This window comes from Phytoamicus setariae (assembly GCF_016722925.1).
Taxonomy (GTDB): domain Bacteria; phylum Pseudomonadota; class Alphaproteobacteria; order Rhizobiales; family Rhizobiaceae; genus Rhizobium_E; species Rhizobium_E setariae.
Genome location: NZ_JAEQNC010000004.1, coordinates 165888 through 192565, shown reverse-complemented (window position 1 = coordinate 192565; position 26678 = coordinate 165888). Strand labels below are relative to the sequence as shown.

At 58.7% G+C, this 26678-nt stretch carries 29 protein-coding genes; 14 read left to right on the top strand and 15 right to left on the bottom strand.

Features of this window, described 5'->3' with window-relative positions:
- Positions 1 to 104 precede the first annotated feature (104 nt).
- The gene (map, locus tag JJB09_RS08625; RefSeq protein ID WP_201656115.1) at positions 105 to 854 is read right to left on the bottom strand and encodes a type I methionyl aminopeptidase; all 750 of its coding nucleotides are present in this window, start codon (positions 852 to 854) and stop codon (positions 105 to 107) included.
- A gap of 73 nt (positions 855 to 927) precedes the next feature.
- Positions 928 to 1968 carry an LLM class flavin-dependent oxidoreductase gene (locus JJB09_RS08620; protein WP_201656112.1) on the bottom strand — a complete coding sequence of 347 codons (1041 nt, stop codon included), beginning with the start codon at positions 1966 to 1968 and terminating at the stop codon, positions 928 to 930.
- A gap of 165 nt (positions 1969 to 2133) precedes the next feature.
- Here JJB09_RS08620 and JJB09_RS08615 point away from each other — a divergent pair, with 165 nt between their 5' ends.
- Positions 2134 to 2769, top strand: coding sequence for a LysE family translocator (locus JJB09_RS08615; RefSeq protein ID WP_201656109.1), 636 nt, complete (start codon positions 2134 to 2136; stop codon positions 2767 to 2769).
- A 10-nt stretch (positions 2770 to 2779) separates the two neighbouring features.
- On the opposite strand, the gene JJB09_RS08610 is transcribed toward JJB09_RS08615, so the two are convergent.
- From JJB09_RS08610 to glpK, 7 genes are all read right to left on the bottom strand, one after another.
- On the bottom strand, positions 2780 to 3193 hold the full coding sequence (locus JJB09_RS08610) for a DoxX family protein (protein ID WP_201656106.1): 414 nt from the start codon (positions 3191 to 3193) through the stop codon (positions 2780 to 2782).
- A gap of 23 nt (positions 3194 to 3216) precedes the next feature.
- Positions 3217 to 3693 (bottom strand): SRPBCC family protein, encoded by a 477-nt coding sequence (locus JJB09_RS08605; protein WP_201656103.1) that lies wholly within the window; start codon positions 3691 to 3693, stop codon positions 3217 to 3219.
- A gap of 94 nt (positions 3694 to 3787) precedes the next feature.
- Complete coding sequence (locus JJB09_RS08600) at positions 3788 to 5062, bottom strand: RNA polymerase sigma factor (protein ID WP_201656100.1); 1275 nt, start codon at positions 5060 to 5062, stop codon at positions 3788 to 3790.
- Positions 5059 to 5433, bottom strand: coding sequence for a YciI family protein (locus tag JJB09_RS08595; protein WP_201656097.1), 375 nt, complete (start codon positions 5431 to 5433; stop codon positions 5059 to 5061). Before JJB09_RS08595 ends, JJB09_RS08600 begins: the two co-directional genes overlap by 4 nt.
- Positions 5434 to 5512: 79 nt before the next feature.
- Positions 5513 to 5920 carry a PIN domain-containing protein gene (locus JJB09_RS08590; RefSeq protein WP_201656094.1) on the bottom strand — a complete coding sequence of 136 codons (408 nt, stop codon included), beginning with the start codon at positions 5918 to 5920 and terminating at the stop codon, positions 5513 to 5515.
- Between the two features lie 6 nt (positions 5921 to 5926).
- On the bottom strand, positions 5927 to 6157 hold the full coding sequence (locus JJB09_RS08585) for an AbrB/MazE/SpoVT family DNA-binding domain-containing protein (RefSeq protein WP_201656091.1): 231 nt from the start codon (positions 6155 to 6157) through the stop codon (positions 5927 to 5929).
- Between the two features lie 66 nt (positions 6158 to 6223).
- The gene (gene glpK, locus JJB09_RS08580) at positions 6224 to 7717 is read right to left on the bottom strand and encodes a glycerol kinase GlpK (RefSeq protein WP_201656088.1); all 1494 of its coding nucleotides are present in this window, start codon (positions 7715 to 7717) and stop codon (positions 6224 to 6226) included.
- A 189-nt stretch (positions 7718 to 7906) separates the two neighbouring features.
- Between glpK and xdhA the strand changes: the two genes are divergently transcribed.
- The 7 genes from xdhA (at position 7907) to vapC (ending at position 16054) form a co-directional block, all read left to right on the top strand.
- On the top strand, positions 7907 to 9391 hold the full coding sequence (gene xdhA / locus JJB09_RS08575) for a xanthine dehydrogenase small subunit (protein ID WP_201656085.1): 1485 nt from the start codon (positions 7907 to 7909) through the stop codon (positions 9389 to 9391).
- Entirely contained in the window at positions 9388 to 11724 is a 2337-nt protein-coding gene (xdhB, locus tag JJB09_RS08570) for a xanthine dehydrogenase molybdopterin binding subunit (protein WP_201656082.1), read from the top strand. The genes xdhA and xdhB overlap by 4 nt, the downstream gene beginning before the upstream one ends.
- A 267-nt stretch (positions 11725 to 11991) precedes the next feature.
- Positions 11992 to 12777 carry a xanthine dehydrogenase accessory protein XdhC gene (xdhC, locus tag JJB09_RS08565; RefSeq protein ID WP_201656079.1) on the top strand — a complete coding sequence of 262 codons (786 nt, stop codon included), beginning with the start codon at positions 11992 to 11994 and terminating at the stop codon, positions 12775 to 12777.
- Positions 12778 to 12842: 65 nt separating this feature from the next.
- Positions 12843 to 14084: a urate hydroxylase PuuD gene (puuD, locus tag JJB09_RS08560; RefSeq protein ID WP_201656076.1), complete on the top strand. Its 1242-nt coding sequence runs from the start codon at positions 12843 to 12845 to the stop codon at positions 14082 to 14084.
- Complete coding sequence (guaD, locus tag JJB09_RS08555) at positions 14081 to 15394, top strand: guanine deaminase (protein WP_201656073.1); 1314 nt, start codon at positions 14081 to 14083, stop codon at positions 15392 to 15394. The genes puuD and guaD overlap by 4 nt, the downstream gene beginning before the upstream one ends.
- 61 nt (positions 15395 to 15455) lie before the next feature.
- Entirely contained in the window at positions 15456 to 15668 is a 213-nt protein-coding gene (locus JJB09_RS08550; protein ID WP_201656071.1) for a type II toxin-antitoxin system VapB family antitoxin, read from the top strand.
- Complete coding sequence (gene vapC / locus JJB09_RS08545) at positions 15665 to 16054, top strand: type II toxin-antitoxin system VapC family toxin (RefSeq protein WP_201656068.1); 390 nt, start codon at positions 15665 to 15667, stop codon at positions 16052 to 16054. The genes JJB09_RS08550 and vapC overlap by 4 nt, the downstream gene beginning before the upstream one ends.
- A gap of 63 nt (positions 16055 to 16117) precedes the next feature.
- Here the strand turns inward: vapC and JJB09_RS08540 are convergent, their stop codons facing one another.
- Complete coding sequence (locus tag JJB09_RS08540) at positions 16118 to 17011, bottom strand: AraC family transcriptional regulator (protein WP_201656065.1); 894 nt, start codon at positions 17009 to 17011, stop codon at positions 16118 to 16120.
- Between the two features lie 123 nt (positions 17012 to 17134).
- Between JJB09_RS08540 and JJB09_RS08535 the strand changes: the two genes are divergently transcribed.
- Positions 17135 to 17347 carry a hypothetical protein gene (locus tag JJB09_RS08535; protein ID WP_201656063.1) on the top strand — a complete coding sequence of 71 codons (213 nt, stop codon included), beginning with the start codon at positions 17135 to 17137 and terminating at the stop codon, positions 17345 to 17347.
- Positions 17340 to 17705 (top strand): Atu4866 domain-containing protein, encoded by a 366-nt coding sequence (locus JJB09_RS08530; protein WP_201656060.1) that lies wholly within the window; start codon positions 17340 to 17342, stop codon positions 17703 to 17705. Before JJB09_RS08535 ends, JJB09_RS08530 begins: the two co-directional genes overlap by 8 nt.
- Positions 17706 to 17729: 24 nt before the next feature.
- Here the strand turns inward: JJB09_RS08530 and JJB09_RS08525 are convergent, their stop codons facing one another.
- From JJB09_RS08525 to JJB09_RS08505, 5 genes are all read right to left on the bottom strand, one after another.
- Entirely contained in the window at positions 17730 to 17996 is a 267-nt protein-coding gene (locus JJB09_RS08525) for a Txe/YoeB family addiction module toxin (protein ID WP_201656057.1), read from the bottom strand.
- Between the two features lies 1 nt (position 17997).
- The gene (locus JJB09_RS08520) at positions 17998 to 18261 is read right to left on the bottom strand and encodes a type II toxin-antitoxin system Phd/YefM family antitoxin (protein ID WP_201656054.1); all 264 of its coding nucleotides are present in this window, start codon (positions 18259 to 18261) and stop codon (positions 17998 to 18000) included.
- Between the two features lie 57 nt (positions 18262 to 18318).
- Positions 18319 to 20013, bottom strand: a complete 1695-nt coding sequence (ade, locus tag JJB09_RS08515; protein WP_201656051.1) for an adenine deaminase — start codon at positions 20011 to 20013, stop codon at positions 18319 to 18321.
- A 146-nt stretch (positions 20014 to 20159) separates the two neighbouring features.
- On the bottom strand, positions 20160 to 21386 hold the full coding sequence (locus JJB09_RS08510; protein ID WP_201656048.1) for an adenylate/guanylate cyclase domain-containing protein: 1227 nt from the start codon (positions 21384 to 21386) through the stop codon (positions 20160 to 20162).
- Between the two features lie 166 nt (positions 21387 to 21552).
- Positions 21553 to 22581 (bottom strand): CorA family divalent cation transporter, encoded by a 1029-nt coding sequence (locus tag JJB09_RS08505; protein ID WP_201656045.1) that lies wholly within the window; start codon positions 22579 to 22581, stop codon positions 21553 to 21555.
- 430 nt (positions 22582 to 23011) lie between these two features.
- Between JJB09_RS08505 and JJB09_RS08500 the strand changes: the two genes are divergently transcribed.
- The 4 genes from JJB09_RS08500 (at position 23012) to JJB09_RS08485 (ending at position 26628) form a co-directional block, all read left to right on the top strand.
- A complete protein-coding gene (locus JJB09_RS08500; RefSeq protein WP_201656042.1) occupies positions 23012 to 23575 on the top strand; it encodes a hypothetical protein in 564 nt (187 codons plus the stop codon).
- Positions 23572 to 24660 (top strand): toxic anion resistance protein, encoded by a 1089-nt coding sequence (locus JJB09_RS08495; RefSeq protein ID WP_246748626.1) that lies wholly within the window; start codon positions 23572 to 23574, stop codon positions 24658 to 24660. The genes JJB09_RS08500 and JJB09_RS08495 overlap by 4 nt, the downstream gene beginning before the upstream one ends.
- Positions 24641 to 25003: a hypothetical protein gene (locus JJB09_RS08490; RefSeq protein ID WP_201656040.1), complete on the top strand. Its 363-nt coding sequence runs from the start codon at positions 24641 to 24643 to the stop codon at positions 25001 to 25003. The genes JJB09_RS08495 and JJB09_RS08490 overlap by 20 nt, the downstream gene beginning before the upstream one ends.
- A 95-nt stretch (positions 25004 to 25098) precedes the next feature.
- Complete coding sequence (locus JJB09_RS08485) at positions 25099 to 26628, top strand: hypothetical protein (RefSeq protein ID WP_201656037.1); 1530 nt, start codon at positions 25099 to 25101, stop codon at positions 26626 to 26628.
- Positions 26629 to 26678 lie beyond the last annotated feature (50 nt).

The window sequence follows — 26678 nt, the reverse complement described above, 5'->3', positions numbered from 1 at the left end:
AACACTCCCTCGTCCGGGATGCCGACGAACGTCATTCGTCGGATCGTCCAATCTGAACATTCCTGGCGTTGAACGCTTTAGCCAAGTGATGGTTCCTGATTATATTACTCCGCGAGGGTCAGCACCAGTGGCCCGCTGCGTGTGGCGACGACGGTATGCTCGTACTGGACGGTAAGCGCGCGGTTTTCGCTGAGCAGCGTCCACGGGTCGTCACTGCTTTCAGCCCATTCGGCGCCGAGTGACAAAAATGGCTCGACGGTAAAGACCTGGCCTTCCTGGATGGTCCGCCGTTCGCTTCTGTCTGGCCAGGTGGCCAGTTCCTTCGGTTCCTCGTGCAGCGAGCGGCCGACGCCATGGCTCGCCAGGTTCTGGATCAGGGTATAGCGGTTCTTGGCGGCAAAGGCGCCGATGGCGTCGCCAATACGCGCATAGGGCTGGCCGACCTTGACCTGATTGAGCCCCACCCACAATGCCCGCTTGCCGTCGCGGCAGAGCTTTTCAACCTTCGACTGGGCCGGCGGCAGAGCGAAAGATGCGCCGGTGTCGCTGAAATAGCCGTCCTTGACGGCGGAGACATCAATGTTGACGAGGTCTCCCGGCTTGATGACGCGCGATCCGGGTATGCCGTGCGCGACCTCTTCGTTGACGCTGATACAGGTTGCGCCAGGAAAATTGTAGCAGGTTTCCGGCGCCGATTGCGCGCCGGAATCTTCAAGCAGCTTGCGACCGATCGCGTCGAGCTCGGCGGTGGTCATGCCGGGCTCCATGGCGGCCGCCATCTTTTGCACTGTCACAGCGCAAATGCGCCCGATTTCCTTGAGCTTGACCAGCTCCGTGTCGTTGGAAACAACCATGGTCCACCATTATCTTCGATGCCGCCTTCTATCTCCCCCCGGGCGCGGGGGTCAATGCAGCCCTGAGAAGAACCTATTTCGATCCCAATGCATCGCGTACGATCGGCGCGACCTTGGTGCCGTAGAGCTCGATGCCGCGCATGATCTGGTCATGGGGCATCAGGCCGATTGCCATCTGCAATAGGAATCGGTCGTTCCTGAAGATCTTGTGGTGGGCAATGATCTTGCGGGCGAGCGTCTCGGGATCACCGATGAACAGTGCGCCCTCCGGACCGGTCGAACGATCATATTGTGCCCGGCTTGAGGGCCCCCAGCCTCGTTCGCGGCCGATGCGGTTCATCACCTCAGTCGATGGTCCGTAAAACTGATCGGCGGCCGCCTGTGTCGTATCCGCCACGAAGCCATGCACGTTTATGGAGCTCTTGAGCGTGGCCGGGTCATGCCCGCCCTTTTCGGCCGCCTGCCGGTAGAGGTCGAACAGCGGCGCAAAACGGGCCGGTTCGCCGCCGATGATGGCGAGCGCGAACGGCAGTCCCAGGTAACCCGCGCGGGCGACCGATTGCGGCGTACCACCCACGGCGACCCAGAGCGGCAACGGGTTCTGAAGGGCGCGCGGATAGACGCCGCGACCATTGATAGGCGCGCGCGTTTCGCCCGACCACGTAACTTTTTCCTCATCGCGGATCGCCATGAGAAGATCGAGCTTTTCCGTGAACAGTTGGTCGTAGTCGCCGAGATCGTATCCAAACAGCGGGAAGGATTCTATGAAGGAGCCTCGCCCGGCCATGATTTCGGCACGCCCATTGGAAATCAGGTCCAGTGTCGCATACTGCTGATAGACCCGCACGGGATCATCCGAACTCAATACCGTCACCGCACTGGTCAGGCGAATCTTCTTCGTCCTCGCCGCGGCGGCAGCCAAAATCACGGCAGGCGCCGAAGCGGCATAATCCTGCCGGTGATGCTCGCCCAAACCGAAAACGTCGAGACCGACCTGATCGGCGAGTTCGATTTCCTCAAGCAGGTTCTTGATACGCTGGGCGCCTTCAGGGCCACGCTGGCCGGGCGCCGGTTCGGGATTGACGTCCGCAAATGTATAAAGTCCGAGTTCCATGAATATGCTCCGGATTGAATTTCTCCGAAGATGGGCGTCTGCCATGTCATTTTAAAGGACGTGACCATGAAACAGTCCGTTCCAGATTCACGCCATTTTTCGAAACCGGCATGTTGCCATATTCGGCCGGATGTGGATTGCTCCTGCTTTGGGCAGGAGGCTTTCATGTCGATCGAACATTGGCTGGCATTCTGTGCGGCGTCTGCCGTTCTTCTGGCAATACCAGGGCCGACGGTGCTGCTCGTCATCTCCTACGCGCTTGGCCACGGCCGCAAGGTTGCTTTCGCCACAGTCGCCGGCGTCACGCTCGGCGATTTCACCGCAATGACCGCTTCGATGCTGGGCCTCGGGGCTCTGCTTGCCGCATCGGCGACGGTGTTTACAATTCTGAAATGGGTCGGCGCGGCCTACCTGATCTATCTGGGCATCAAACTCTGGCGGGCGCCGGTGGGGGCGGATGAAACCGCCGCCAAAGACGAGGCAGAGAGGGGCGAAAAACCGATCCGGATATTCACCCATACCTATCTGGTCACTGCGCTCAACCCCAAGAGCATCATCTTCTTCGTCGCCTTCCTGCCGCAGTTTCTGGACCCTGCTGGATCCCTCGCACGGCAATTGATCATCTTCGAAGCAACGTTTCTGGTGCTCGCAACGCTGAATGCAGCGGGCTATGCGCTCCTGGCTTCGCTGGCCCGCAAGCAGATCCGCAAGCCATCCGTACAACGTTTTGTCAATCGCACGGGTGGCTCGCTGATGATCGGGGCTGGGTTGCTTGCCATCGGATGGAAGAGGGCTGCGTGACGCCCCGATTTCAGAGCTTGATCGGGATGATCCGCCTGAGCCACGGATAGCGGAGATACAATCCGCCCCAGGCGATGACGCCGAGATAGAGCCCGAACAGCGTATGCGTCGGCACGGGATTGCCGATGCGGAAATGGGTGGCCATCGCCCCGCCGAGGTAACCGGTGAGCAATATGGCGCCCAGCACCGAGGTTCTCGGGATTGCATAGAGAATTGTGCAGGCGAGCGTCAGGATACCCAAGACGCGGGCGGTCGCAACATCGGGCGCATAGCCGAGTGGCGCCATCGTATCCAGAACCACCTGCAACGGCACGAGCTTGATCGCGCCATCGAAGACCAGAAAGGCGATGAGCAGGCCACTCAGCACCCAACCGGCAATCTTTGCACCCCGACCGGGTGCGGTTGAAAGAACCAGCGTTTCCATGGGATTTCCCTCGCGTGACCGGGTTACTTTGCCAGCAGGGCGGCGAGCTGATCGGCGCACTGGCCCCAGCCGTCGTGAAAGCCCATTTGCTCGTGCGTTTGCTTGTCTTCGTTCGTCCAGTGGCGGGCAGTGGCGGTGTATTTCGTTTTGCCGCCTGGCAATTCCTCGAGCAGGACCTCGGCGACCATGAAAGGTTTTCCGGAAGGGCGCCAGCCGGCCGTGAACGCATCGGTCATGACGATCTTCCTGTTCGGTACGAGTTCGAGATAGACGCCGGTATTTGGATATCTGTTGCCGGCTTCGTCCTGCATGACGATGGTGCTTTCGCCACCGACGCGGACATCGAGCTTTGCCTCGGGCGTGGTGAAGGGCAGGGGTGCAAACCATTTCTTCAGGATTTCCGGATTGGTCCAGGCTTCATAGATTTTGGCGGCAGGCGCGTCGAAAGTCCGGACCAGCACGAGTTCGTGGTCGGCGGCGGTATCTGCTACTAGTGTCATGATGGTTGCCTTTCCTGTGCGTTTGGCTTTGTTTTGGTCGATGCTCCTAGGACGGTGAACATCGGCGCGATCCGACAGTGTTGCGAAAATATTTTCAGCAATCCGTGTGCGCCACGTCGGGTGCCGCAATTTCCGTGTCCAGCAGGTCGAGATGTTGCCGGATATGCGTCGCCTCGGCAGACGAATTGGCAAGCGCGATGGCGCGGTTGAACGCTTCGCGTGCCTGTGGCCGCATCCCGAGCTGTTTGTACAGGCCACCCTTGACGCCGAAATAATAGAAATAGCTGGAGAGCTGGTCTTCCAAAGGTTCGATCAAGGCAAGTGCTGCGGCCGGCCCCTTCGTCTTGGAGACGGCCACGGCGCGATTGAGGGTGACGACAGGGGACGGCTGCATCTGTTCGAGCATGCGATAGAGCAGAGCGATCTCGTTCCAATCCGTATCTTCGGCGCGGACTGCGCGCGCGTGAAGTGCGGCGATGGCGGCCTGGATCTGATAGGCGCCAGGTGCGCGGTGGCGCAACGCCTTGTCGATCAGGGCCAGGGCCTCGTCGATCGACGCACGCTCCCAGAGGCCGCGGTCCTGGTTTTCGAGCAACACGATCTGGCCACCTGCATCGACGCGTGCATGCCGTCTGGCATGCTGCAACAGCATCAGCGCCAGCAGCCCCATGATTTCAGGCTCGGCAGGAAACAGACGCAGCAACAGGCGGGCCAGCCGGATCGCTTCGTCACAGAGTTGGGCGGAATCCGGGTTGGAGGCCGCCGTGGAATAGCCTTCGTTAAACACCAGATAAAGCATGGCGGCGACCAGCCCCAGCCGTTCCGAGCGCTCGACCGCTCCCGGGGTTTCAAAGGCGATGCCGGCCGCTGCAATCCTGGCCTTGCCGCGCGTGATACGTTGTTCCATCGCGGCTTCGCCGACCAGAAAAGCGCGGGCGATCTGCTTCACCGACAGGCCGGAGACGATGCGTAACGCAACGGCGATCTGCTGGGTGGCCGGCAGGTCCGGATGGCAGCAGATGAACAATAGCCGCAGGATATCGTCGCGGTAATGCGATCCATCCAGACGGTCGGCGAGGCTGGCCTCCGCATCTTCCTTGTCCGAAAGCTGGTCTTCCTCGGGCAGTTCGGTGAACTTCGCACGACGGCGAATCTGGTCGACGCCTGCATTACGGCCGACGAAGACCAGCCACGCGACGGGATCGCCGGGCGGCCCCTTGTCGGGCCAATTCTTCAGAGCGCGCAGGCAGGCCTCCTGAAAGGCTTCCTCCGCGAGGTCGAGATTGCGAAAATAGCGCAAAAGCGCGCCCATCGCCTGGGGGCGGGCGCCGACGAGAGCAGCATCGATCCAGGCGATGTCGTTGGTCATCCAAAATTCCTCGGCGGGTTATAAAGGGCCAGTGGCCGGATTTCATAGGAACCGGTGCCGGGATTGGCTGCGGCAAGATCTTTCGAAATCGTGATGGCTTCGTCCAGATTTTCGACATCGACCACGTAGAAGCCGAGGAACTGTTCCTTGGTTTCCGCAAACGGTCCGTCGACGACAAAGCTCTCCTTGCCGTTCTTCCTCAAGGTCGTCGCCGCCGACGTCGGCATCAGGCGGGCGACAGGACCGAGCTTGCCCTTGTCGGCAAGCGGCGCCTGCACCGCGGCCAACCCCGCCATGGCCGTGTCCTCTTCTTCCTTGGACCAGTTCCAGACCAGGTCTTCATCGTTGTAGCAAAGAATGGCATACAGCATCGAATGCTCCTTCTGTGGCAAAGGACGCATTCATACCGGCGATACCTACAGGCCGCAGCAAAAAAGTTTGGCAGGGATGTCAGGTGGCTGACGTGAATGGATTGGATATCCGGAGTCGGCCTTCGACAAGCAGACCATGCTGCATGTCTTCCGAATAGAGCGTCGTTGCGCCCGCCTGAAGGGCCGTGGCCACGATCATGGCATCGAACACCGAAAAATGGTACTTCGCCGCGAGCTCTATCCCCCGACGATGTGTTTCAAGATCGATCGGATGCACAACTCCGCAAACAGCTTCGATCCATGACAGATAGTGCTCGATTTCCGGCCAGCTTTTCGAGAGCTTGCGTCGCGCGACATTCGCAAACTCGTTCAGCACTTGTATGCTGATGTAGCATTTTCTCGAAAGAACTGCTTGCGCTGCCGCTGATTTTGCTTCGCCGGCAAAGGCATAGATGACGATATTCGTGTCAACGAACTCAAGTGCCATAAACAATTACCGCGAGTTGGCTTCTTCTCGATCGAATTTCCAATCGGGAGGCAGTTTTATCCGCAAGTCCTTGATCTTCTCCAGCGCTTCCTCAGCACTCATGCGGCGCTCAATTTCAATCGCTTTGGGGCCTGCGACACGCAGTTCCACCTCATCGCCCTCTTTCAGAGAGAGATTTTCCACCACTTCGGCGGGAAGGGTGATGGCCAAATCATTTCCCAGTTTTGCCACGCGCATCGATAGCACTCCAAACGGCCAACTGACGAAGAATAGCGTGGCGTATTGCCGCTTACAATGCTTTCCTTAACTCCCGCTCAGCGTCCGCTTCACGGCCTCGTGCCAGCCCTTGAGCTTGGCCTCGCGCGTCTTGTCATCCATCTCGGGCTTGAAGGTGCGCTCCAGTGCCCAGCTTTCCGCAAACCCTTTCATGTCGGGCCAGACGCCGGCGCGCGAGCCCGCCAGCCAAGCGGCGCCCAGCGCCGTCGTCTCGAGGATCTGTGGCCGGTCAACAGGGGCGTCGAGAATGTCGGCAAGCGCCTGCATCGTCCAATCGGATGCGACCATGCCGCCGTCGACGCGCAAGACGGTTTCGCGCTCAGCGACTTTCCAGTCCTTGTGCATGGCGTCGGCCAGATCGCGCGTCTGGTAGCATACGGATTCCAGCGCAGCGCGGGCAAATTCCGCCGGTCCCGAATTGCGTGTCAGTCCATGGATCGAACCGCGCGCATCGGGATCCCACCAGGGGGCGCCGAGGCCGGTGAAGGCTGGCACGAGATAGACCTGCTGGCTTGGGTCGGCGCTTGCGGCCAGCGCTGCGGTTTCACCGGCCGACTTGATGATCTTCAGGCCGTCGCGCAGCCATTGCACGGCAGCACCGGCGATGAAGATAGAGCCTTCAAGCGCGTAGGTGGTCTGGCCGTCGAGGCGGTAGGCGATGGTCGTCAGCAACCGGTTTTTGGATAGAACCATTTCGCCGCCGATGTTCAGGAGAGCGAAGCATCCGGTGCCGTAGGTGGATTTCAACATGCCCGGCTTGAAGCAGGCTTGACCGATGGTCGCCGCCTGCTGATCGCCGGCGATGCCGAGGATCGGGATCTCAGCCCCGAGCAGTTCCTTTTGCGCCATGCCGAAATCGGCGGCGCAATCGCGGACTTCTGGCAACATCGCCCTGGGGATGTCGAGCAGATCAAGCAGCTCGTTGTCCCAATCGTTGGTCCTGATGTTGTAGATCAACGTGCGCGACACATTCGTAGCATCGGTGAGGAACGACTTGCCGCCGGTCAGCCGCCAGAGCAGGAACGTATCAATGGTGCCGAAGCAGAGTTCGCCCCTTTCTGCCCGTTCGCGGGCACCCTGCACATTGGAGAGTAGCCAAGACAACTTCGTGCCGGAGAAATAGGGGTCGAGCAGCAGTCCGGTCTTTTCCGAAAACGTCTTTTCAAGGTCTTTCTCCTTGAGCGCCTCGCACATGCGGGCGGTGCGGCGATCCTGCCAGACAATGGCATTGTGGATGGGCTTGCCCGTGGCGCGATCCCAGACGACGACGGTCTCGCGTTGATTGGTGATGCCGATGGCCGATATGTCCGACGGGGCGATTTTGGCGTTGTCGATTGCGGTTCTGGCGGCCCAGAGCGTAGTTTGCCAGATTTCCTCGGGGTCGTGCTCGACCCAGCCGGATTGGGGGAATATCTGGCGGAACTCCTTCTGCCCCGATGCAACCGATCGCATCTTGCCGTCGAACACGATCGCGCGGCTTGATGTCGTGCCCTGATCGATTGCCAGGATATATCCGCTCATAAGATCCTCCCCATCCCCAATAGCTTCCTGTTTTCAATATGAACTTAAAACGAAAGTCAAAGGAAAATAAGCGCGCCTGCATTTCGCACAATAAAGCGGCAATTATTGACCAGAAGGTAAACATCCCCCTTGCGATTTTCCTCATCTGCGCACAGGCTATCGGCAACGCAAATAGACGAGTGGAACAGCATGAACGGGCAATACAGTCGACAAATCAGGTTCATCCTCAACGGTGAGGAGGTGGCGCTCGACGCGATCTCGCCGCGGCAGACCCTGCTTGACTGGCTGAGACTCGACAGGCGCCTGACGGGCTCCAAGGAAGGCTGCGCCGAAGGCGATTGCGGCGCGTGCACGGTGCTGATCGGGCGGCTTGTCTGCGGTTTGCTCGTCTACGAGTCGGTCAACAGTTGCATTCGTTTCATGGGGTCGCTGCATGGAACGCATGTGGTGACGGTCGAGCATCTCAAGGGCAAGGACGGTTTGCTGCATCCCGTGCAGCAGGCGATGGTTGACTGTCATGGCTCGCAATGCGGTTTCTGCACGCCGGGTTTCGTCATGTCGCTTTACGGGCTCTGGCTTACCGACAGCAATCCCTCCCGCGAGCGGATCGAGCAGGCGTTGCAAGGCAATCTCTGTCGATGCACGGGTTACGAGCCGATCGTCAAGGCAGCCGAGATGGCGGCGCGCATTCGGCCCGCCGACGTTTTCGATCCGATCGAGGCGACGCGGCGGGACGTACAAACACGGCTCGCAGACATTGCCCGCGACGGCACCGTTCAGGTGTCGCATGAAGGCGATGAACTCTACGTGCCGGCCACCATCAGCGATCTTGCCGAAATCCTTGGCGCCCATCCGCATGCGACAGTTGTCGCCGGATCGACAGATGTCGGGCTCTGGGTGACAAAGCAGTTTCGCTCGATCAATCCGGTCATCTTCATCAACAATCTGGAGGCCCTGCAGACGATCAGCGAGAATGACGACGCTATCGTGATTGGAGCGGGCGTTACTTACACGCATGCACTGGCGACACTCGTCAAGACGCATCCGGCGTTTGGCAAGCTTCTCCCCCGCATCGGCGGCGAGCAGGTTCGCAACATGGGTACGATTGGCGGGAATGTCGCCAACGGCTCGCCCATCGGCGATACGCCACCGGCGCTGATTGCGCTCGGCGCCAGCGTGGCCCTACGCTCGCAAGAAGGTGCACGTGAGCTGGCGCTTGAAGACTTCTTCATCGACTACGGCAAGCAGGACCGGCAACGCCATGAATTCGTTGATAGTCTCAAAGTGCCGATGGTTCCAGAGGGCGTCCGATTCTCGGTCTACAAGATCTCCAAGCGACGTGACGAGGACATTACCGCAGTGCTTGGCGCCTTCTACCTCAAACTCGATGACAATGAGAAAGTCGAGGAAATCCGGCTTGCCTATGGCGGTATGGCCGGCATTCCCAAGCGCGCGACCAGTGTGGAAAACGCGCTGCTCGGACGCGCCTGGACCGAGGCGAATGTCAAGGCCGCGGCCGCCGAGCTCGACCAAAATTTCACTCCGCTCAGCGATTGGCGCGCCACGGCCGAATATCGCATGTTGACGGCAAGGAACCTCTTGACCCGGTTCTATCTGGAGAGCCAAGGACAAGAGGCCGAACTGGTTCGCTTTGCCGCAGGAGCAGGACGATGAACAAGATCGATTTCGTTTTCGCCGAAGAGATTTCCGCACCCGTGCACAAGGATCTCCGGCATGATTCCGCCCACAAGCATGTCAGTGGCGAGGCGGACTACATCGATGACATGGTGGTGCCGGAAGGCACGCTGCACATGGCGGCAGGGCTGTCGGACCGGGCGCATGCCGATATCCTGTCGCTCGATCTGTCTGAGGTCGAGAAGACGCCGGGCGTCGTGCTCGTTATGACCCACAAGGATATTCCCGGCCATAACGACATCGGCCCCAACCATCGCGGCGACGAGCCGTTGCTTGCCGAAAAGCGCATCGAGTTCCATGGGCAGATGGTGTTCGTGGTCGTCGCCGAGACGCGTGAAATTGCCCGCGCGGCTGCGCGCATGGCAAAGTTCACCTATCACGACCTGCCGCATGCGACTGATATTCTCGACGCGCGGAAGCTGGGCTACAAAATGGTCACCGAGCCGCTGACGCTCTCGCGAGGAGATGCGGTTTCGGCGTTGAAGAAAGCGCCGCTCCGAATCAAGGGTGAGATGCGCGTCGGCGGACAGGAGCATTTCTATCTCGAAAGCCATATTGCGCTCGCCATCCCGGGCGAGGACGACGAGATCACTGTCTGGTCCTCCACCCAGCATCCCAGCGAAATCCAGCATATGGTCGCCAGCATCCTGCAGATTCCAGTCCATGCGGTCACCGTCAACACACGCCGCATGGGCGGTGGTTTCGGAGGCAAGGAAACGCAGGGCAGCCAGTTCGCCGCACTTGCCGCGATGGCGGCCAAGCGGCTGAACCGTGCGATCAAGTTCCGACCCGACCGGGACGAAGACATGACCATGACCGGCAAGCGGCATGATTTTCTCGTCGACTACGAAGCGGGCTTCGATGACGAGGGCCATATTCTGGCGGTCAAGGCAAACTATGCGGCGCGGGCCGGCTTTTCCTCTGATCTTTCCGGGCCGGTCACCGACCGTGCGCTGTTCCACGCCGACAACGCCTACTACTATCCCGACGTGCTGCTGACATCCGAGCCGATCAAGACCAATACGGTCTCCAACACCGCGTTTCGCGGCTTTGGCGGCCCGCAGGGGCTGGTTGGCGGCGAGCGCATCATCGAGGAGATCGCCTACGCGCTTCGGCTCGATCCACTCGAAATCCGCAAGCGAAACTTCTATGCCATCGAAGGCGACGAGCGCTGCCTGACGCCGTACCACCAGAAGGTCGAGGACAACATCATCCACCGCATCGTGTCCGAACTGGAGGAAAGTTCCGACTATCAGGCACGGCGCAAAGCGATCATCGCGTTCAACAAGACCTCACGGGTGATCCGCAAGGGTATTGCACTGACGCCGGTGAAGTTCGGTATTTCCTTTACGTTCACGCCATTCAACCAGGCGGGCGCGCTGGTGCATATCTATCAGGACGGCTCGATCCACCTGAACCATGGCGGCACGGAGATGGGGCAGGGGCTCTATACCAAGGTGGCGCAGGTGCTGGCCGATGAGTTCCAGGTGGATATCGAACGCGTCAAGATTACTGCGACGACCACCACAAAGGTGCCGAACACTTCGGCAACGGCTGCTTCGTCCGGCTCGGATCTCAACGGTATGGCGGCCTACGATGCGGCGCGCCAGCTCAAGGAGCGGCTTTATGCCTTTGCCGCCGAGCGCTGGGGCGTGCCAGTGGCCGAAATCGCCTTCCTGCCCAACCGGGTAAGGGTCGGCGACGAGGAGATCCCGTTCCCGCATTTCATCAAGCAGGCCTACATGGCACGCGTGCACCTGTCGGCGGCAGGCTTCTACAAGACGCCGAAGATCCATTGGGATCGCGCAAGGGGCACAGGCAGGCCGTTCCTCTACTACGCCTACGGTGCGTCCGTATCGGAGGTCTCGATCGATACGCTGACCGGCGAATACCAGATCGAGCGGACGGACATCCTGCATGACGTGGGCAGGTCGCTCAATCCGGCAATCGACAAGGGCCAGGTGGAAGGTGCCTTCGTCCAGGGGGCTGGCTGGCTGACCACGGAAGAGCTGTGGTGGGACGACAAGGGGCGTCTGCGGACGCACGCGCCGTCGACCTACAAGATCCCGCTGGCATCCGACCGGCCGCGCATCTTCAACGTCAAACTGGCGGAGTGGTCGGTAAACAAGGAGTTGACGATCGGTCGTTCCAAGGCCGTCGGTGAACCGCCCTTCATGCTCGGGGTTTCGGTGCTGGAAGCGCTTTCCATGGCGGTGGCTTCGGTTGCCGACTACAAGGTCTGCCCGAAGCTCGACGCGCCGGCGACGCCGGAACGCGTGCTGATGGCGGTTGAGCGGCTGCAGGCGACTTGAATTTCGTGTGACCTATTAAATGATGGTTTTCATCCAGCCCCCTCATCCGGCCCCTAGGGCCACCTTCTCCCCGCTGGGGAGAAGAGGGAATTTGCCGCTCATGCTGCACTTTCAGTACATCTCCGCATTTGAGCGGCTGAAGTTGTCTCGGGGCAGAGCTCCATGTTCTTTCTTCTCCCCAGCGGGGAGAAGGTGGCCCGAAGGGCCGGATGAGGGAATGGCTGAAACAAAAGCTTGTGCTGAAACATATGCATGGGATGCTATCCCATGACTCTCGATGAATTCCTCGCCAACCCCGGCGAAAAAGTCGTGATCGAGGTCACCCGCACGCGTGGCTCCACCCCGCGTGAAACCGGCGCCTTCATGCTCGTCTCCGCAGATCATATCTGGGGCACCATCGGCGGCGGGCACATGGAATTCGAGGCCATCGATCTTGCCCGCGACATGGTCACCAGCGGCCGCAATGAGGCCACGCTGGATGTGACACTCGGACCGGAAACCGGCCAATGCTGCGGGGGGCGAGTGGAGCTTGCGCTCAAGCGAGCAGGGCCGCAGGCCATAGATGCATTGAAGGCTCGGCTTGCGCGCGAGGCGGGAGATTATCCCGATGTGTTCATCTTCGGAGCCGGCCATGTCGGACGAGCGCTGGCGATTGCGCTGAAGCCACTCCCGTTCAAGGTCACCGTCATCGAGACGCGGCGCGATGAACTTGACCTGCTGCTTGCCGATGTACCCCGCCGGCTGGAAGCGATGCCGGAATCGGCGGTCGGCGATATCCGGGCCGGTGGTGCGGTGGTGATCGCAACGCACGATCATGCGCTCGATTTCCTGATCGGGGCGGAAGCCTTGAAGCGATCCGACCTTACCTATGTCGGCATGATCGGATCGAAAACCAAGCGCGGCGTATTCGCGAGTTGGCTGGAAGATGCCGAGCTGGACCGCAAAATGACCGAAAGCCTGATCCTGCCAATCGGCGGGACGGCGGTCAAGGACAAGCGGCCGGAGGTCATTGCCGCGTTGGTGGCCGCCGAACTTCTGACCGTCCTGCTTTGACCCTTTGCGCTGCCTCTCAAAATGTGATCATGATTCTTCAGCTAAAAAACACGACGGGGACCTGAATGTATGACTACGCCATAGCCTGGGAATGGCTCTCTTTTGCCGTCCGCTGGCTGCATGTGATTACCGCCATCGCCTGGATCGGCTCGTCCTTCTATTTCATCGCGCTTGATCTGGGGCTGGTCAAGCGGCCAGGGCTGCCTGTCGGCGCTTATGGCGAGGAGTGGCAGGTGCATGGCGGTGGCTTCTATCATATCCAGAAGTATCTCGTCGCGCCGGCCCAGATGCCCGAGCATCTCACCTGGTTCAAGTGGGAGAGCTATGTCACCTGGCTTTCCGGCTTTGCGATGCTGGCGGTGGTCTATTATGGCGGCGCCGATCTTTTCCTGATCGACCGGCATCTGCTCGATGTGTCGGTGCCGGTGGCTATCCTGATCTCGATGGCCTCGCTCTCCATCGGCTGGATCTGTTATGACCTGCTGTGCAAATCCCCTCTCGGCAAGAACACCTGGGGCCTGATGGCAATCCTGTTCGTGCTGCTGGTCATCATGGCCTGGGGCTATACGCAGATCTTCACTGGCCGCGCCGCGTTCCTGCATCTGGGCGCCTTCACCGCCACGATCATGTCGGCCAACGTGTTCTTCATCATCATTCCGAACCAGAAGATCGTCGTCGCCGATCTGATCGCCGGCCGTACGCCAGACCCTAAATATGGTGTGATCGCCAAGCAGCGCTCGCTGCACAACAACTACCTGACGCTGCCGGTCATCTTCTTCATGCTGTCGAACCATTACCCGATGGCATTTGCGACCCAGTTCAACTGGATCATCGCCGGCCTCGTGTTCCTGATGGGCGTGACGATCCGGCACTGGTTCAACACCGTGCATGCCCGCAAGGGTGAACCGCACTGGACCTGGCTGTTGACCGCTTTGCTGTTCATTGCGATCATGTGGCTGTCGACCGCGCCCAAGGTGCTGACCGGCGAAACCGAAACGTCGCAACTTGCTCCGGGCTTCGAGCGCTTCCGCGACGATACGCATTTTGCAAAGGCAGCAGAGGCAGTCGCCGGGCGCTGTTCGATGTGCCATGCAGCCGAGCCGGTGTGGGAAGGTATCGTGCTGCCGCCCAAGGGCGTGGTTCTCGACAACGACGTGGCCATTGCAATGCATGCGCGTGACATCTATCTGCAGGCGGGCCGCAGCCATGCCATGCCGCCCGGCAACGTCACCGAAATGACCACGGCCGAGCGCAAGCTGCTGGCCGCTTGGTATGAAAGCGCGATCAGCGGGAAGACCATACAATGACCAGCAAACTGCTTCGTGGCCGCCTGTTGTCCTTCAAGCGGGAGCCCGAAGGCCTGAGCGACAGCGGTAGCTACCTCTATATCGAGGATGGCGGGCTGCTGATCGAGAATGGCATCGTTGCCGGCATCGGCGAGTTCTCCGACGTTCAGGCCACTGTCGGTGCCGTTACTGAAATCATCGACCATCGGCCGAACCTGATCATGCCGGGTTTCATCGATACGCATCTGCATTTTCCGCAGATGCAGGTAGTGGGATCCTATGCCGGCAGCCTGCTGGAATGGCTCAACACCTACACCTTCGTCGAGGAGCAGCGGTTTGCCGATGCCGATCATTCGGCCCGCATTGCAGTCAAATTCTTCGACGAGCTGATCCGCCATGGCACGACGACCGCGGTCGCCTATTGCTCGGTCCACAAGGTTTCCGCCGACATGTTCTTCGCTGAAGCCCAGCGGCGCAACATGCTGATGCTCGGTGGCAAGGTGATGATGGACCGCAACGCGCCCGAAGCGCTGCGCGACACGCCGCAATCGGGTTATGACGATACCAAGCAGGTGATATCAGACTGGCACGGCAAGGGGCGCAATCATGTAGTAATCACGCCGCGTTTTGCGATCACCTCGTCGCCCGAGCAGATGGAGATGGCCGGTGCTCTGGCCCAGGAATTTCCGCATCTGCATGTGCAGACGCATTTGTCGGAGAACCATGCGGAGATCGACTTCACCTGCGAACTCTACCCGCAGGCCAAGGACTATACCGACGTCTATGCGCATTACGGCCTGCTCGGACCGAAGAGCCTGTTCGGCCATTGCATCCACCTGTCGGACCGGGAAGCGGATGCAATGAGCGAGAGCGGCTCGGTGGCGGTGTTCTGCCCGACGTCGAACCTCTTCCTCGGCTCCGGCCTGTTCGGGCTCAAGCGCCTCAGCAAGCGCGATAAAGCGGTGCGTGTGGCCGTGGCGACCGACATCGGTGGCGGGACGTCCTATTCGATGCTGCGCACGCTCGATGAAGGCTACAAGGTTCTGCAATTGCAGGGGGAGCGGATGACGCCGCTCGAAAGCTTCTACCGGATGACGCTCGGCAACGCCGAGGCGCTGGGACTTGCCGGCAAGATCGGCACGCTCGACGTGGGGTCGGATGCGGACGTGGTGGTACTCAACAGCCGCGCGACACCGGCAACCGCCCTGAAGATGGAAGTGGTCAAGACATTGGCCGAGGAACTGTTCCTGATGCAGACGATGGGCGACGACCGCACCATTGCCGAGACCTATGTGGCGGGCAAGGCAGTCAAGCGTGGGATTGCTTTGTAACTTGAGCTGCGGTGATCCAATGTGTATGATTTCTTGAATTCATACACATTGGAGGGCACCCGTGCGCACCAATATCGACATTGATGAAGCCTTGCTCGAAGAAGCAATCGAGCTTTCAGACTTGAAGACCAAGAAAGCCGTCGTCGAAGAAGCGCTCAAGGCAATGGTCTTGCAACGGCGCAGGAGAAAGGCTCTTGACGAACTCTGGGGCATCGGATGGGAAGGCGACCTCGAAGAGATGCGGCTTGGCTTTCCATCGCTTGACGCGAAATGATTTTCGTCGATTCGTCAGTCTGGATCGATTTGTTCAACAAGGTTGAAAACACACAGACTTCCAAGCTCCGCCGACTGCGATCCCTGGATGGCGTCGTGGTTGGCGATATTGTTTTGTTCGAGGTGCTCAGAGGCGCAAGTAGTGATGCGCATGCCGAGCGCCTGGTTCGCGAGTTGCTATTATTCGTGCAGGAATCGATGCTCGACATGGAGATCGCTCGGAAGGCCGCCGAAAACTATCGGCGACTACGCAGGCTAGGCATTACGGTCCGCAAATTCCCGGACATCATCATCGGAACGTACTGCATCGAGAACAATCATCAATTGCTACATCGAGACCGTGATTTCCAGCCGATGGTTGAGCACCTCGGCTTGCGGGAATTCTGAAAAGCGGGCCGGATTCATCCGATCCGGCGTAGCAGCAAAATTACCCGACATTCACATGCGCCATCATGCCTCCGCATAGCGCTGTGGCTCTGAACGCAGCCGGTCGATATCGCGTTGCGGGGGTGCGCCGAACAGGCGCTTGTATTCGCGGCTGAACTGCGAAGGACTGTCGTAACCCACGCTGTGGCCGGCGCTGGCTGCATCAAACGAGTGGCTGAAGATCAGCCGGCGTGCTTCCTGAAGCCGCAACTGCTTCTGATACTGCAACGGGCTCATCGCGGTCGCCTCGCGGAAATGCTGATGGAGCGAGGACGGGCTCATGCCCGATAGCGACGCCACGTCCTCGACCTTGAACGACCTGTTGTAGTTCTCCTTGATCCAGCTGATGGCGCGACCGATATTGCGGTTGCGGTTTTCCGGCTCTAGCATCCGGCGAATGAACGCGCCCTGTTCGCCCTTGAGAAGTCGGTACATCATCTCTCGCTCGATCAAGGGAGCAAGTTCGTCAATATCCTCCGGCGTTTCCTGCAGGCGCATCAGGCGGATCGCCGCCTCGACGAGTTCGCGTGGTGTATCGCTGATGACCAGGCCGCGACCAGTCTCCCCCGATGGCGGGGAAACGCGCATCAACAGGTCCGCGCACAGATCGAGGTCGAGATCGAGGCGCACGGCAAGGTAAGGTTCTGTTTCCGTGGCCCCGATCACTTGCCCGATCACCGGCAGGTCAACCGAGACCAGCATATGGCGGCCGGGTCCATACTCGAACACCTCCTGGCCGAGGATCACCTGCTTGCGACCCTGAGCGGCAATGCAGATGGCAGCCTTGTGCACGCTGTGCACTGGATCCGTGGGCTTTGAAATGCGTACCGCCGACAAGCGCGGCACTGCCGTTGCATGAATGCCATCTTCGATAGCGTATCGTGCAATCAAGTGTCCGAGTTCTTCATGGTGCATCATCACGAAAATTCCGCTTACTTGCCATATTTTCAAAACATTATGGCGATCATAGTGCGCCATTGGTTTTTGATGGCCAAGGGGTGATCCGTCAGCTTTGTAGAATTATGCAATGATCGTGGAGAAATGTTCTACCGCTTTCATCGCCGCATGCCGCATATTCGCTTCTGTCAGACCGCAACCCGTTCAAGAAAGGAAAAAACGATGACCCTGTCGAAGAAGCACGTAACCGTCATTTGGGATTTCCCGGTGCGGCTTTTCAATATCGGACGCAAGAAATTGACGAAAATTATTCGTGAGCGGTCCGACGAAGACGAAGGGAAGTGGCTCAATGGCTAACAATGGTATTCTGCTGGGAGTGCTTGCCTTCTCGATGTCGCTGGTGGCTGCGGTCGCGTCCATCGGGCCGGCATTCGGCGAAACCAGGCGCAAGGACGACATCCAGGAGGAGGGCTCCATGGCTGCGCACAATTACTCGGGCCTTTGGGTGACCGGCGACGGGCAGATCCGGCATGAACTGCTGGAGACCGGCCGCTATGTCGAGGCGCGGGGAACGCGCGAAGCCGCCTATGAGGGCCAGTACTGGATCACGGGTAACCACATCGAATACAAAGACGATACCGGATTTACCGCCGACGGCGACTTCAAGGACGGTATCCTCTATCATGCTGGCATGGTGCTTTACCGACGCGACTAGCCGTTGTTGTGAGAAAACAGTTTCCTAGTAATGGAACCTGCACTGGGTGATGACCACAGTTTGTTCCTCGCCTTTTCCGAGCACCGTATAAACGATGCGGTGTTCGTGGTTTATACGCCGTGACCAATAGCCTTTTTGATCGCCTCTGAGTGGTTCCGGCTTGCCGATGCCATCAAATGGATGGCGAAGAATATCTTTTAGCAGTTCATTGATGCGTGCGACCAGTTTCGGGTCTTTTTCCTGCCAATAAAGATAATCTTCCCAGCCGTTTGCGTTGAAAGATAGCCGCATTTCATTCGTCGTTCACGCCGGCAATAACGCGCAGGGAATGGCGTCCCGCTTCAACATCGGCCTTGCCCTGGTTAAGCCGTGCAGCATTGGCAGGAGTGGAAAGCAGATAAAGCGTCTCCAGCATTCCCTCGTATTCGTCCTTGCTGATCAGCACGGCAGAACGTTTGTCGCGGCGAACGATTTCAATCGGCGCCGCGTCGTCGTTCACCTTGTCCAGCAAGCCCGCGAGCTCGGCGCGGGCCTTCGAAAAGAACACCGTATCCATGCCTTCACCTCCATAGTTGTACAACAAGTAGCACAAGTCATGAGAGGCGACAAGTTTTCACTCGATCAATTCGAACTTGTCTACGTCCACCAGGCCCTTGTCGGAGATTTTCAGATGCGGGATCACTGGCAGGGGCATGAAGGCGAGCTGAAGGAACGGTTCCTGCAGCGTGGAGCCCAGCGCATAGGCTGCCTGCCTGAGATGATGCAACGTATCGCGTACCCTCTCAAAGGGTTCCAGGCTCATGAGGCCAGCCACCGGCAGGGCGATTTCGCCGGTGACCTTGCCGTCCTCTACCACAACGAAGCCCCCCTTGATTTCCGATAGCCGGTTCGCGGCGAGCGCCATGTCGTCTTCGTTGGCACCGACCACACAGATGTTGTGGCTGTCGTGGCCGACGGTCGAGGCGATCGCGCCCTTCTTCAAACCAAAGCCCTGCACGAAGCCGGTCGCCATGTTGCCGTTCTTGCCGTGGCGCTCGATGACCGAGATCTTGAGGATGTCGTTGGTGAAATCGACAACCGTCTGGTTGCCGCTGTTCGGCAGGCGATAGCGCCGATGCTCGGTGATGATCTTGCCGGGGATCACCCCAAGCACCGAACTGTCGCCATCGCGTGCAGGTACGCCGAAATCGGAAGCGTGAACCATCCTTGCCCTGACGCTGTCGAGGCCCACGGGTTCGACCGCCTTGCGCGTGGCAAACAATGCGTCATGCACGCGGCGGCCGGCGGCAAAAACCATGTCCGCCTTGCAATTTTTAAGGCTATCAATCACCACGAGGTCGGCGCGCCAGCCCGGTGCGACCAGCCCGCGATCGCGAAGGCCGAATGCGCGCGCTGCCGAAATCGAAGCGGCGCGATAGGCAACGAGCGGCTCGACCCCGTGGGCAATTGCCGTGCGGATCAGGAAGTCGAGGTGGCCTTCCTCGGCAATATCGAGCGGATTGCGGTCATCGGTGCAGAGCGCCAGGAAGGGCGACAAGCGTTCTGTCATGATCGGCAGCAGTGCGTGCAGGTCCTTGGAGACGGAGCCTTCGCGGATCAGGATATGCATCCCCTTGCGAATTTTCTCGAGTGCCTCGCCCGCGCTCGTGCACTCGTGATCCGTCCGGATGCCGGTCGAGAGATAGCCGTTGAGATCGTAGCCGGAGAGCAGCGGCGCGTGGCCGTCGATATGTCCTCCCTGAAAGGCTTCGAGCTTGGCGAGTGGCACGGGATCCTTATGCACGACACCCGGATAGTTCATCATTTCGGCCAAGCCGATGACCTTGGGGTGCTTGCGGAAGGGCAAAAGCCGCTCGATCGGCAGATCGGCGCCCGATGTTTCGAGATGGGTCGCAGGCACGCAGGAAGAGAGCTGGACGCGAATGTCCATGATTGTCTCTTCAGCGGAATCCAAGAAATACTGGAGACCTTCCGTTCCCAGTACATTGGCGATCTCATGGGGGTCGCAGATGACAGTGGTTACGCCATAGGGCAGGATGCAACGGTCGAATTCATGCGGGGTGATCAGCGAGGATTCGATGTGCAAATGCGTGTCGATAAAGCCGGGGACGACGATCTTTCCTGAAATGTCGATCTCGGTCTTGCCGGAATAATCGCCGCAGGTGCCGACGATGCGATCCTCGCAGATGGCGATGTCGGACGCGACGAGCTCACCCGTGACAAGATCGAAGAAACGCCCACCCTTGAGCACAATGTCGGCCGGCTCGCGTCTGGTTCCCTGGTCGATCAATCTTTCGAGTTTTTGCATCTGTACGCTTCCGATTTCTGATTGGAGCTACTCTAGCGGGCAGGGGCGCAGATGGGAATGGCAGGTGCGACAGGAACGCGTGGATGAGGCGTGAAATCAGCTTTCGCAATGTCCCGGCATATCGGGCCTGGATTGCGATCGGCGGGTTAGCCGATCTTCAGTGCGAAGACGTCGACAGGCGTTTCTATGCCTTTAAGCGTAAAGACACCCAGTCCATCGACCTCGGACGCGCACCCGGCTTTTTCGACGAATGCCTTCGACATCAATACGGGGCGTTTCACCTCCTTGGTGAGGGTTTCAAGGCGCGAGGCCAGATTCACCGCCGGCCCGATCACCGTGAAGTCGAGACGCTTCTGGGAGCCGATGTTACCGTACATGACTTCCCCCAAATGGACGCCGACGCCATAGCCGAGGTGCGGATGGCCTTTCTCTGCGCTTTTCTCGTTCAGCGCCGCCATCGCGGCTCTTCCTGCCTTTATGGCGCTGAGCAGATCGCCGCAGGCTGTCGGAACGGAAAGCGGAAACACTGCGAGCAGTCCATCGCCCATGAACTTGAGGATTTCGCCTCCATGTTCCTCGATGGGGCCGGAAATGGCGTCGAAGTAGCCGTTGAGAAGGTCGATGACATAATCGCGCGGCCACAGTGATGAAAGCGTCGTGAAGTCGCGAAGGTCGCAGATCATGATGGCGGCGTTCATCGTCGCACCACTGCCTCGCGTCGTCGCACCCGCCAGTATCGCTTCGCTGGCATGAGGCCCCACATAGGTTCTCAGCAGCGTCCGGGCGAGGATATTTTTGACCCTGATTTCCGTGATGAGCGCAAGAACCGGCAGCAGATCTCTGAGGAAGCTGATATGCGGTTCGGCAAATCCACCCTTGCGGGCTGTCGAGAATGTCACGACATGCCGCTTGTCGAGCGTGTGATCGAGCGGCAAGGCAACATATTCGGTCAAGCCTTCCGCGCGCAGTTCGGCATAAAGCGACGATTCCGAACCAGGATCGATGACCGGCTCCTCGAGGTTCTTCCTCAATTCATCCGCTCCGTCATGAATGACCTTTAACGGGCTCATGAGAAAGGCTTGCGTCTTCTCGACCTCATATCCGTAGAAATCCACGTCTGCCTCGTCCATTCCGGTTCGCCACAGCAGTCTGGCCCCACGCCATTGCGGATGGTTGGCCTGAAAATGGAAGGAGGCGCGTGCCACGGGCACTCCGGCATCGACAAGGCGCTCGCACATTCCAATCAGGATGTTGTCGACAAATCGCTGCTGGCGAGTGTCATTGACCAGCCAGTCGAGAACCTTGCGCCTGCGGGCAGGCCAGACGCCATCTTCGGCTTCTGTAGGGATCGCCTCATCTGTCATCATCGTCATGTGCATAGCCCTGTGGGTGTTGGATTATTGTCGCTCTGATATGGGTAGCAGTCAGGGGGAATACAGCGGACGCAATCATGGTGCTCGATTGTGACAAGACTTCTGCCCGGTCGCGCAAAATCGTATTTTCACTCCTCCAGCCTGCCGGTCGTATCCGCGTCCTTCCTTAGAGCCAGTTGATCCGCTTGAGCACCATCAACGTGGCAATGGACGTGATTGACACAAAGGCGACTATGACCACGAACGCCCAGGTATCGTGGACCCCCGGGATGCCGCCGACATTCATGCCGAACAGGCCCGCGACGACGCTGGGCGGCAGGAGCAGTGCGGCCAGTGCGGCTAAACGGTTGGAACTCCGGGCAATCCTTTCTCCAATGACAGTGGAAAGGTCGTCGTGCAGGATTCCGGTGCGATCGCGGATGGCGTCGAGATACTCTATGAAGCGCATCAGCTTGTCGATCACTTCACGAAAACGCAGTTTGTCCGGTTTCTTCAGCCAGGGAGCATCGTCATGCTCGATCCGGCTGAGTGCATCGCGCTGCGGGGCGAGATAGCGGCGAAGTTGCACCGACCGCCGGCGCAGGAGTTTGAGGCGCTGGCGCACCTCGCCGGCATCTCCCTGGAAAATCAGTTCATCCAGTTCATCCACTTCCTCGTCCATGGCATCGAGCACCGGCTCGAGATCGCGCACGAGCTTGTCGCTGACCATGGCGAGCAGTTCTCCGATTTGCTTCGGCCCCTTGCCCTTTTCGAGTGCTACCCGAATATCGCGAAGGGCGGTAATATAGTGGCCGCTGTCGCGCAACGTCACCAGACGGCGCTCGTCGACCCAGGCGTGAAGTGGAACGAGGTCGACTTCCGGCGAGTGGTTTTCCGCCTCTTCGGGTGGGGTGGCGCACACCCCGCGCAGGATGATCAGCAAACCGCTGTCGACAGGCTCGACACGCGGTCGGGAATCCTCGGCCAGCAGTGCTTCGGCGACCAGCGGATCAAAGCCGCCCTTTGTCGATACCCAGTCCGTGGTGGCCGGGTGGTTGTGTTCGAAATGAAACCAGCCGATGCCATCTTCGGGTTGCCACTCGCACAATTGCGCCATGGTCAGTGCCTTGCCGCCGCCTTGACCGTCAAGCAGCAGCGCGAAGCGCAATCCGGGTTCCTCGCCGTAGGCCAAGGTCGGTTTCAAATGCTCCTGCATGGCCAGCGATCTCCAAGGGAAAGGGGTATCCGCCCGGGACGCGTGCTTCGCCCATGTCTGGGACAACACGCTGCGCACCAACCGTATTCGTAAAAACGTTGCTGGTGAAGCCTCTTTGGAAGGTCATCGAAACGTGCGGATCTGCAGTTGGTTTCAACTCCGGCTCATTTCATATGTGCCATTGCAGAGCGTTGACTGCAATTTTCGTAAACCGATTACCGCCATCTTAAGTTTTAAATGATAATTCCACTACCGGTGACTGATGGGGAAACATGGCGTCGGCAAACAACTCTCATATGCAGATCGAAGACAGGCCGAAGGTGCTCTGCCAGGACGCGCTCTCGTGGCTCGACCGTGTCGGTTCACAGTTGCAAATCGATGAAAGTTTGCTCAGCGTCAGCAAGGCATCCGCGATGCAGTCCGCAAAGCAATGCAAGTTATCACAGAACTAGACCTTCGCAAACTGCTTTCCCGGCAGCGCTGGTTCGACAGACTCACCGGCGCCGACGTCGAGGCGCGATTTCGATTCGAGCTTTCTGCGAAGCAGGTCAACCTTGCATTCGAGAGGCTGAAAGGGGCAGCTGATCAAGCACGCGCGCTGATCAAGGCCATGGTTGTGGAACGCATCAGGCTGGGAGAAGAGCAGGAGGCGCTCGCAGCAGCTATTGTCTATGCAGATGGCCTATCTGGTGCGCGGGATCATGCAGACGAGTATCTGGTTCAACGCTTTGATCGACGCGTCGCCAATCTTAATGCCATGCACGCGGCAAACGCCATGGCAATCGAGCAGTTTAAACTTGCCGAGAACAATCTTACTGCGCTCCTTGATCGCTATTCGGAAATTGCCAGCCTGTTGATTCCCCTGTGGCAACAGCACCTCTTTACGCTCCTGCATGCCTCCGGGAGGCTCCGCCGCAACGATCCGGACGTCGCAAGCTTTTTTGTATGTCATTCCGCCCTTGAAGAATACTTCGTCGGAGAAGCCAGAACATGAACACTGTCATGAAGAGCCAGCACCCCTCAATGGTTGAAGAGGTCCGCAACGAAATCGATGCGGAGCGCGAGCGTCGAATCAGCGCCCTTGCCACAGAGATCGATTTCTTCTCCCCTAAGACGATTCTCGAATTTGGCGCGAAAGCGGCGGAGCGGGGCAATCACTATACTGACGATATGCTCGGTAAGGCACGAGCTGGCGATCTTGACGACACAGGCCGCAAGCTCGGTGAGATCGTGGCGGCGGCGCAAGCTTTCGACTTGAACTCCTTTGACAATCCATGGGGACGTATTCCGGTTATCGGTTTTGCTCTCAAGTCCCTTATGATGTCGAAGGAGCGCGTCATGGCCCGCTTCGAAACGGTCAAGGCGCAAGTGGACAAATTGGTCGCTACCGTGGAGTCTACCGCAGGGCAGTTACAGCGCCGAGATGCCGATTTTCAGGCCATGTATAGCGGTGTGCGCGAAGAATATGAAAATCTCGGTCTTCATATCGAGGCGATCACGCGGCGGATGGCGGAACTCGATCAATCTCTTGCCGGATTGGATAGCAAGAGAAATGACATGGCGACGCTCGAAGAGATCGGCGTTCTGGAGGCGGCGAGGAAAACACTTTCGAAACGCGCCGACGACCTGCGAGTGTTGCAGCACTCAGCGATGCAAACGCTGCCCATGGTTCGGGTGCTTCAGTCCAACAATCTCGCGATTATCGACAAGTTCACGACAATCAGAAGCCTCACCCTTCCTGCGTGGAAACGTGCATTCCTGCTTGCGCTTTCACTCAACGAACAGAAGGAAGCGGTGGGGCTAGCCGATACAATCGACGACGCCACCAATGCAATGCTGACGCGCAATGCGGAGTTGCTCAAACAGAACTCGATTGCCGTCGCGAAATCGAACCAGCGCCTCGTTATCGATGTCAGCACGCTGAAATCCGTGCATGACAACATTCTCGAGACCCTGCGGGAGGTCCGTCGCATCCATGTTGATGGAGAAGTTTCTCGCAGTCAGGCGCTGTCCGAAATCGGCCGTCTGCGTGCCGAAATGATTGAAGGGGTAAAAGCCATTGGCGCTGAACCCCGTTGAGGTTGGACGGTCGCGGCGTGCTGCCAACCTGTTCGATCGTAACGCATCACCGCTCGTTCCTGGTGAGGCATCAGATCCGCTGAACAAGCGCGAAAACGCATTGCGGCTCGGGGGAGAGTTCGTTCAATTCTGCGGTCTGATGGCGCTGCTTGTCGGGTTGCTTCTTTATCGCCAGATATCCGGCTTCGATAACTTGCGCGATGGCGCGATACACCTTCCGCACTTGCTGGCTGGCGCTTATAGCTTTACCAAGCCTCGACTTGAATATCAGGTTCTTGCGGATTTCTATAATATGCCAGCTGGCAATGGCCTTTTTACCGCCATGCTTTGTTCGCGACCCTGAGTGCGTTGTTGCGCAAAAGGCACGCTTTGGCGTGGGGCATATTCGGCTTTTGCGTTTTGCCGTGGCCATTTTTCGGCCTTGTAGTGCCAGGCACAATGGTCGCTGCCATATTGATCCTCATCTACAAGTTAGCGGCGGCATGGCGCCGGGCCGACCGCAGGAGTTTATTGACGCTTACGGCCGCGCTCGCGGCGACCTGGTTTTACTTTTCCCTTGATGACATGGACCTTTGGCGAAGCGAGAATAGGGTGCCAGTGGTTCGCTATGCTGCGCTGGTCCAGAAAGACAAGCCCGGCAAGCAAACCCCTAAGGGGGCGCGGCTGACGACATTTGCTGATCTTGGGGCAGTGACGCCCGAAGGCGCGGCAGCCCGGAGTTATGCGCTCGCTCAGGAGGGTTTTTATCGGAATGACCCTCAGATCGTCGCAGCCCATCTGGGGCCCGCAATGGCGCTAAACACTTCGGCCGGGAGTATTGAAAACGGGCGCTTGGCGGCACTTCAAAACTTCCTTGCCTCGCGCGGTATCGGTATGCGAGGGGCCATCTTTGCGTATGACGGTCGAGTGAGCAATTTCAGGATATGGACCGGCATATTCATTGTGGTGGCTGTCATCTTCATCCTTGCTGGAAGTTTTCTGGAAATGCTGGCGGGACGAATCGTCGACCGAATGCGGCGAATTGAAAAACTCCGCGGTCAGATCGAGCCAAAAGGAGCCCAGCAAACCAGCGTCCCCAAAGCTGCGCTATCAATTGAAGCGGAAAGCCTTCATAGGCTGCGGAAGCGGATCTGGTGGTTGGGCCTTGCTGCTGCTCCGTTTGCCACCGTGGCGATCGTACTTGTCGCGGTCGCACTGCACTTTTCAGTTCCCATCGCTGCTGGCAACGAAGGCTTTTCGACCATTCATATGCTGCCACCGGTATTTGCTGATTTTCCGACGGGCTACAGTAACGTCTCTGCGAATACGCGGGATTTCCTGGTGCTGCCTTCCTTCTTCAGTATGTTCGCGCCCTATGCTGGTGCGGTTGTGTTTGTGGTTTTCCTTGCCCTCAGACGCTATCGCTACGCTCTGGCGCTCCTCTTCTTGGGTCTGCTCTACGTCTTCTACAGCCTGTTTGCCGGAACGCGCGATGGCCTCGTAGAATTGCCGGTGTCTGACATCAGGACTGAAACTCTCGTTTCAATGGAAAACCGCCTTTCCATTTTCGCAACGGCCGAAAGGCCCTTGGCTGAGCGGGATGAACGAAGCCGGGAAGCCTATGAATATACACTGGCGCAAGTTGCTTACCGCATAGGCGATCAGCGCTCGACAGTTCATCACCTCGAAGCTCTTGGTATTCCGCAGTACTGGAACATTCCTGCTGTGCAGTGGCGTCTTGCGATCATGCAGGATTGGCTGAAAGCGAATGGTGCTGAACTCTCGGCTGAAGCTGAGCCACTCGCCAGTCCGGATGTGTTCCGCTCGATCTCAAGTCAGCTAATTATTGCAGCGCTCGCGCTGATTTTCCCGGCCTTGCTTTTCTTGTCTCTGGCGATTTTGGTTTGGTTCAGAAAACGGAGGATCGAACTCTTCATTGCCGAGATCGCGCAACAGAGTCTTGGGAACAAGGTGGCACAGTTGAACTGAGCCAGAGCTTTAGAAAAAAACGGGCGCTTTCGGGCGCCCGTTCGTGTTTC

Excerpts from the sequence above, each read along its gene's own strand:
- map (WP_201656115.1), bottom strand. The coding sequence starts at position 854 with ATGGTTGTTTCCAACGACACGGAGCTGGTCAAGCTCAAGGAAATCGGG.
- JJB09_RS08620 (WP_201656112.1), bottom strand. The coding sequence starts at position 1,968 with ATGGAACTCGGACTTTATACATTTGCGGACGTCAATCCCGAACCGGCG.
- JJB09_RS08615 (WP_201656109.1), top strand. The coding sequence starts at position 2,134 with ATGTCGATCGAACATTGGCTGGCATTCTGTGCGGCGTCTGCCGTTCTT.
- JJB09_RS08610 (WP_201656106.1), bottom strand. The coding sequence starts at position 3,193 with ATGGAAACGCTGGTTCTTTCAACCGCACCCGGTCGGGGTGCAAAGATT.
- JJB09_RS08605 (WP_201656103.1), bottom strand. The coding sequence starts at position 3,693 with ATGACACTAGTAGCAGATACCGCCGCCGACCACGAACTCGTGCTGGTC.
- JJB09_RS08600 (WP_201656100.1), bottom strand. The coding sequence starts at position 5,062 with ATGACCAACGACATCGCCTGGATCGATGCTGCTCTCGTCGGCGCCCGC.
- JJB09_RS08595 (WP_201656097.1), bottom strand. The coding sequence starts at position 5,433 with ATGCTGTATGCCATTCTTTGCTACAACGATGAAGACCTGGTCTGGAAC.
- JJB09_RS08590 (WP_201656094.1), bottom strand. The coding sequence starts at position 5,920 with ATGGCACTTGAGTTCGTTGACACGAATATCGTCATCTATGCCTTTGCC.
- JJB09_RS08585 (WP_201656091.1), bottom strand. The coding sequence starts at position 6,157 with ATGCGCGTGGCAAAACTGGGAAATGATTTGGCCATCACCCTTCCCGCC.
- glpK (WP_201656088.1), bottom strand. The coding sequence starts at position 7,717 with ATGAGCGGATATATCCTGGCAATCGATCAGGGCACGACATCAAGCCGC.
- xdhA (WP_201656085.1), top strand. The coding sequence starts at position 7,907 with ATGAACGGGCAATACAGTCGACAAATCAGGTTCATCCTCAACGGTGAG.
- xdhB (WP_201656082.1), top strand. The coding sequence starts at position 9,388 with ATGAACAAGATCGATTTCGTTTTCGCCGAAGAGATTTCCGCACCCGTG.
- xdhC (WP_201656079.1), top strand. The coding sequence starts at position 11,992 with ATGACTCTCGATGAATTCCTCGCCAACCCCGGCGAAAAAGTCGTGATC.
- puuD (WP_201656076.1), top strand. The coding sequence starts at position 12,843 with ATGTATGACTACGCCATAGCCTGGGAATGGCTCTCTTTTGCCGTCCGC.
- guaD (WP_201656073.1), top strand. The coding sequence starts at position 14,081 with ATGACCAGCAAACTGCTTCGTGGCCGCCTGTTGTCCTTCAAGCGGGAG.
- vapC (WP_201656068.1), top strand. The coding sequence starts at position 15,665 with ATGATTTTCGTCGATTCGTCAGTCTGGATCGATTTGTTCAACAAGGTT.
- JJB09_RS08540 (WP_201656065.1), bottom strand. The coding sequence starts at position 17,011 with ATGATGCACCATGAAGAACTCGGACACTTGATTGCACGATACGCTATC.
- JJB09_RS08535 (WP_201656063.1), top strand. The coding sequence starts at position 17,135 with ATGTTCTACCGCTTTCATCGCCGCATGCCGCATATTCGCTTCTGTCAG.
- JJB09_RS08530 (WP_201656060.1), top strand. The coding sequence starts at position 17,340 with ATGGCTAACAATGGTATTCTGCTGGGAGTGCTTGCCTTCTCGATGTCG.
- JJB09_RS08525 (WP_201656057.1), bottom strand. The coding sequence starts at position 17,996 with ATGCGGCTATCTTTCAACGCAAACGGCTGGGAAGATTATCTTTATTGG.
- JJB09_RS08520 (WP_201656054.1), bottom strand. The coding sequence starts at position 18,261 with ATGGATACGGTGTTCTTTTCGAAGGCCCGCGCCGAGCTCGCGGGCTTG.
- ade (WP_201656051.1), bottom strand. The coding sequence starts at position 20,013 with ATGCAAAAACTCGAAAGATTGATCGACCAGGGAACCAGACGCGAGCCG.
- JJB09_RS08510 (WP_201656048.1), bottom strand. The coding sequence starts at position 21,386 with ATGACGATGATGACAGATGAGGCGATCCCTACAGAAGCCGAAGATGGC.
- JJB09_RS08505 (WP_201656045.1), bottom strand. The coding sequence starts at position 22,581 with ATGCAGGAGCATTTGAAACCGACCTTGGCCTACGGCGAGGAACCCGGA.
- JJB09_RS08500 (WP_201656042.1), top strand. The coding sequence starts at position 23,012 with ATGCAAGTTATCACAGAACTAGACCTTCGCAAACTGCTTTCCCGGCAG.
- JJB09_RS08495 (WP_246748626.1), top strand. The coding sequence starts at position 23,572 with ATGAACACTGTCATGAAGAGCCAGCACCCCTCAATGGTTGAAGAGGTC.
- JJB09_RS08485 (WP_201656037.1), top strand. The coding sequence starts at position 25,099 with ATGGTCGCTGCCATATTGATCCTCATCTACAAGTTAGCGGCGGCATGG.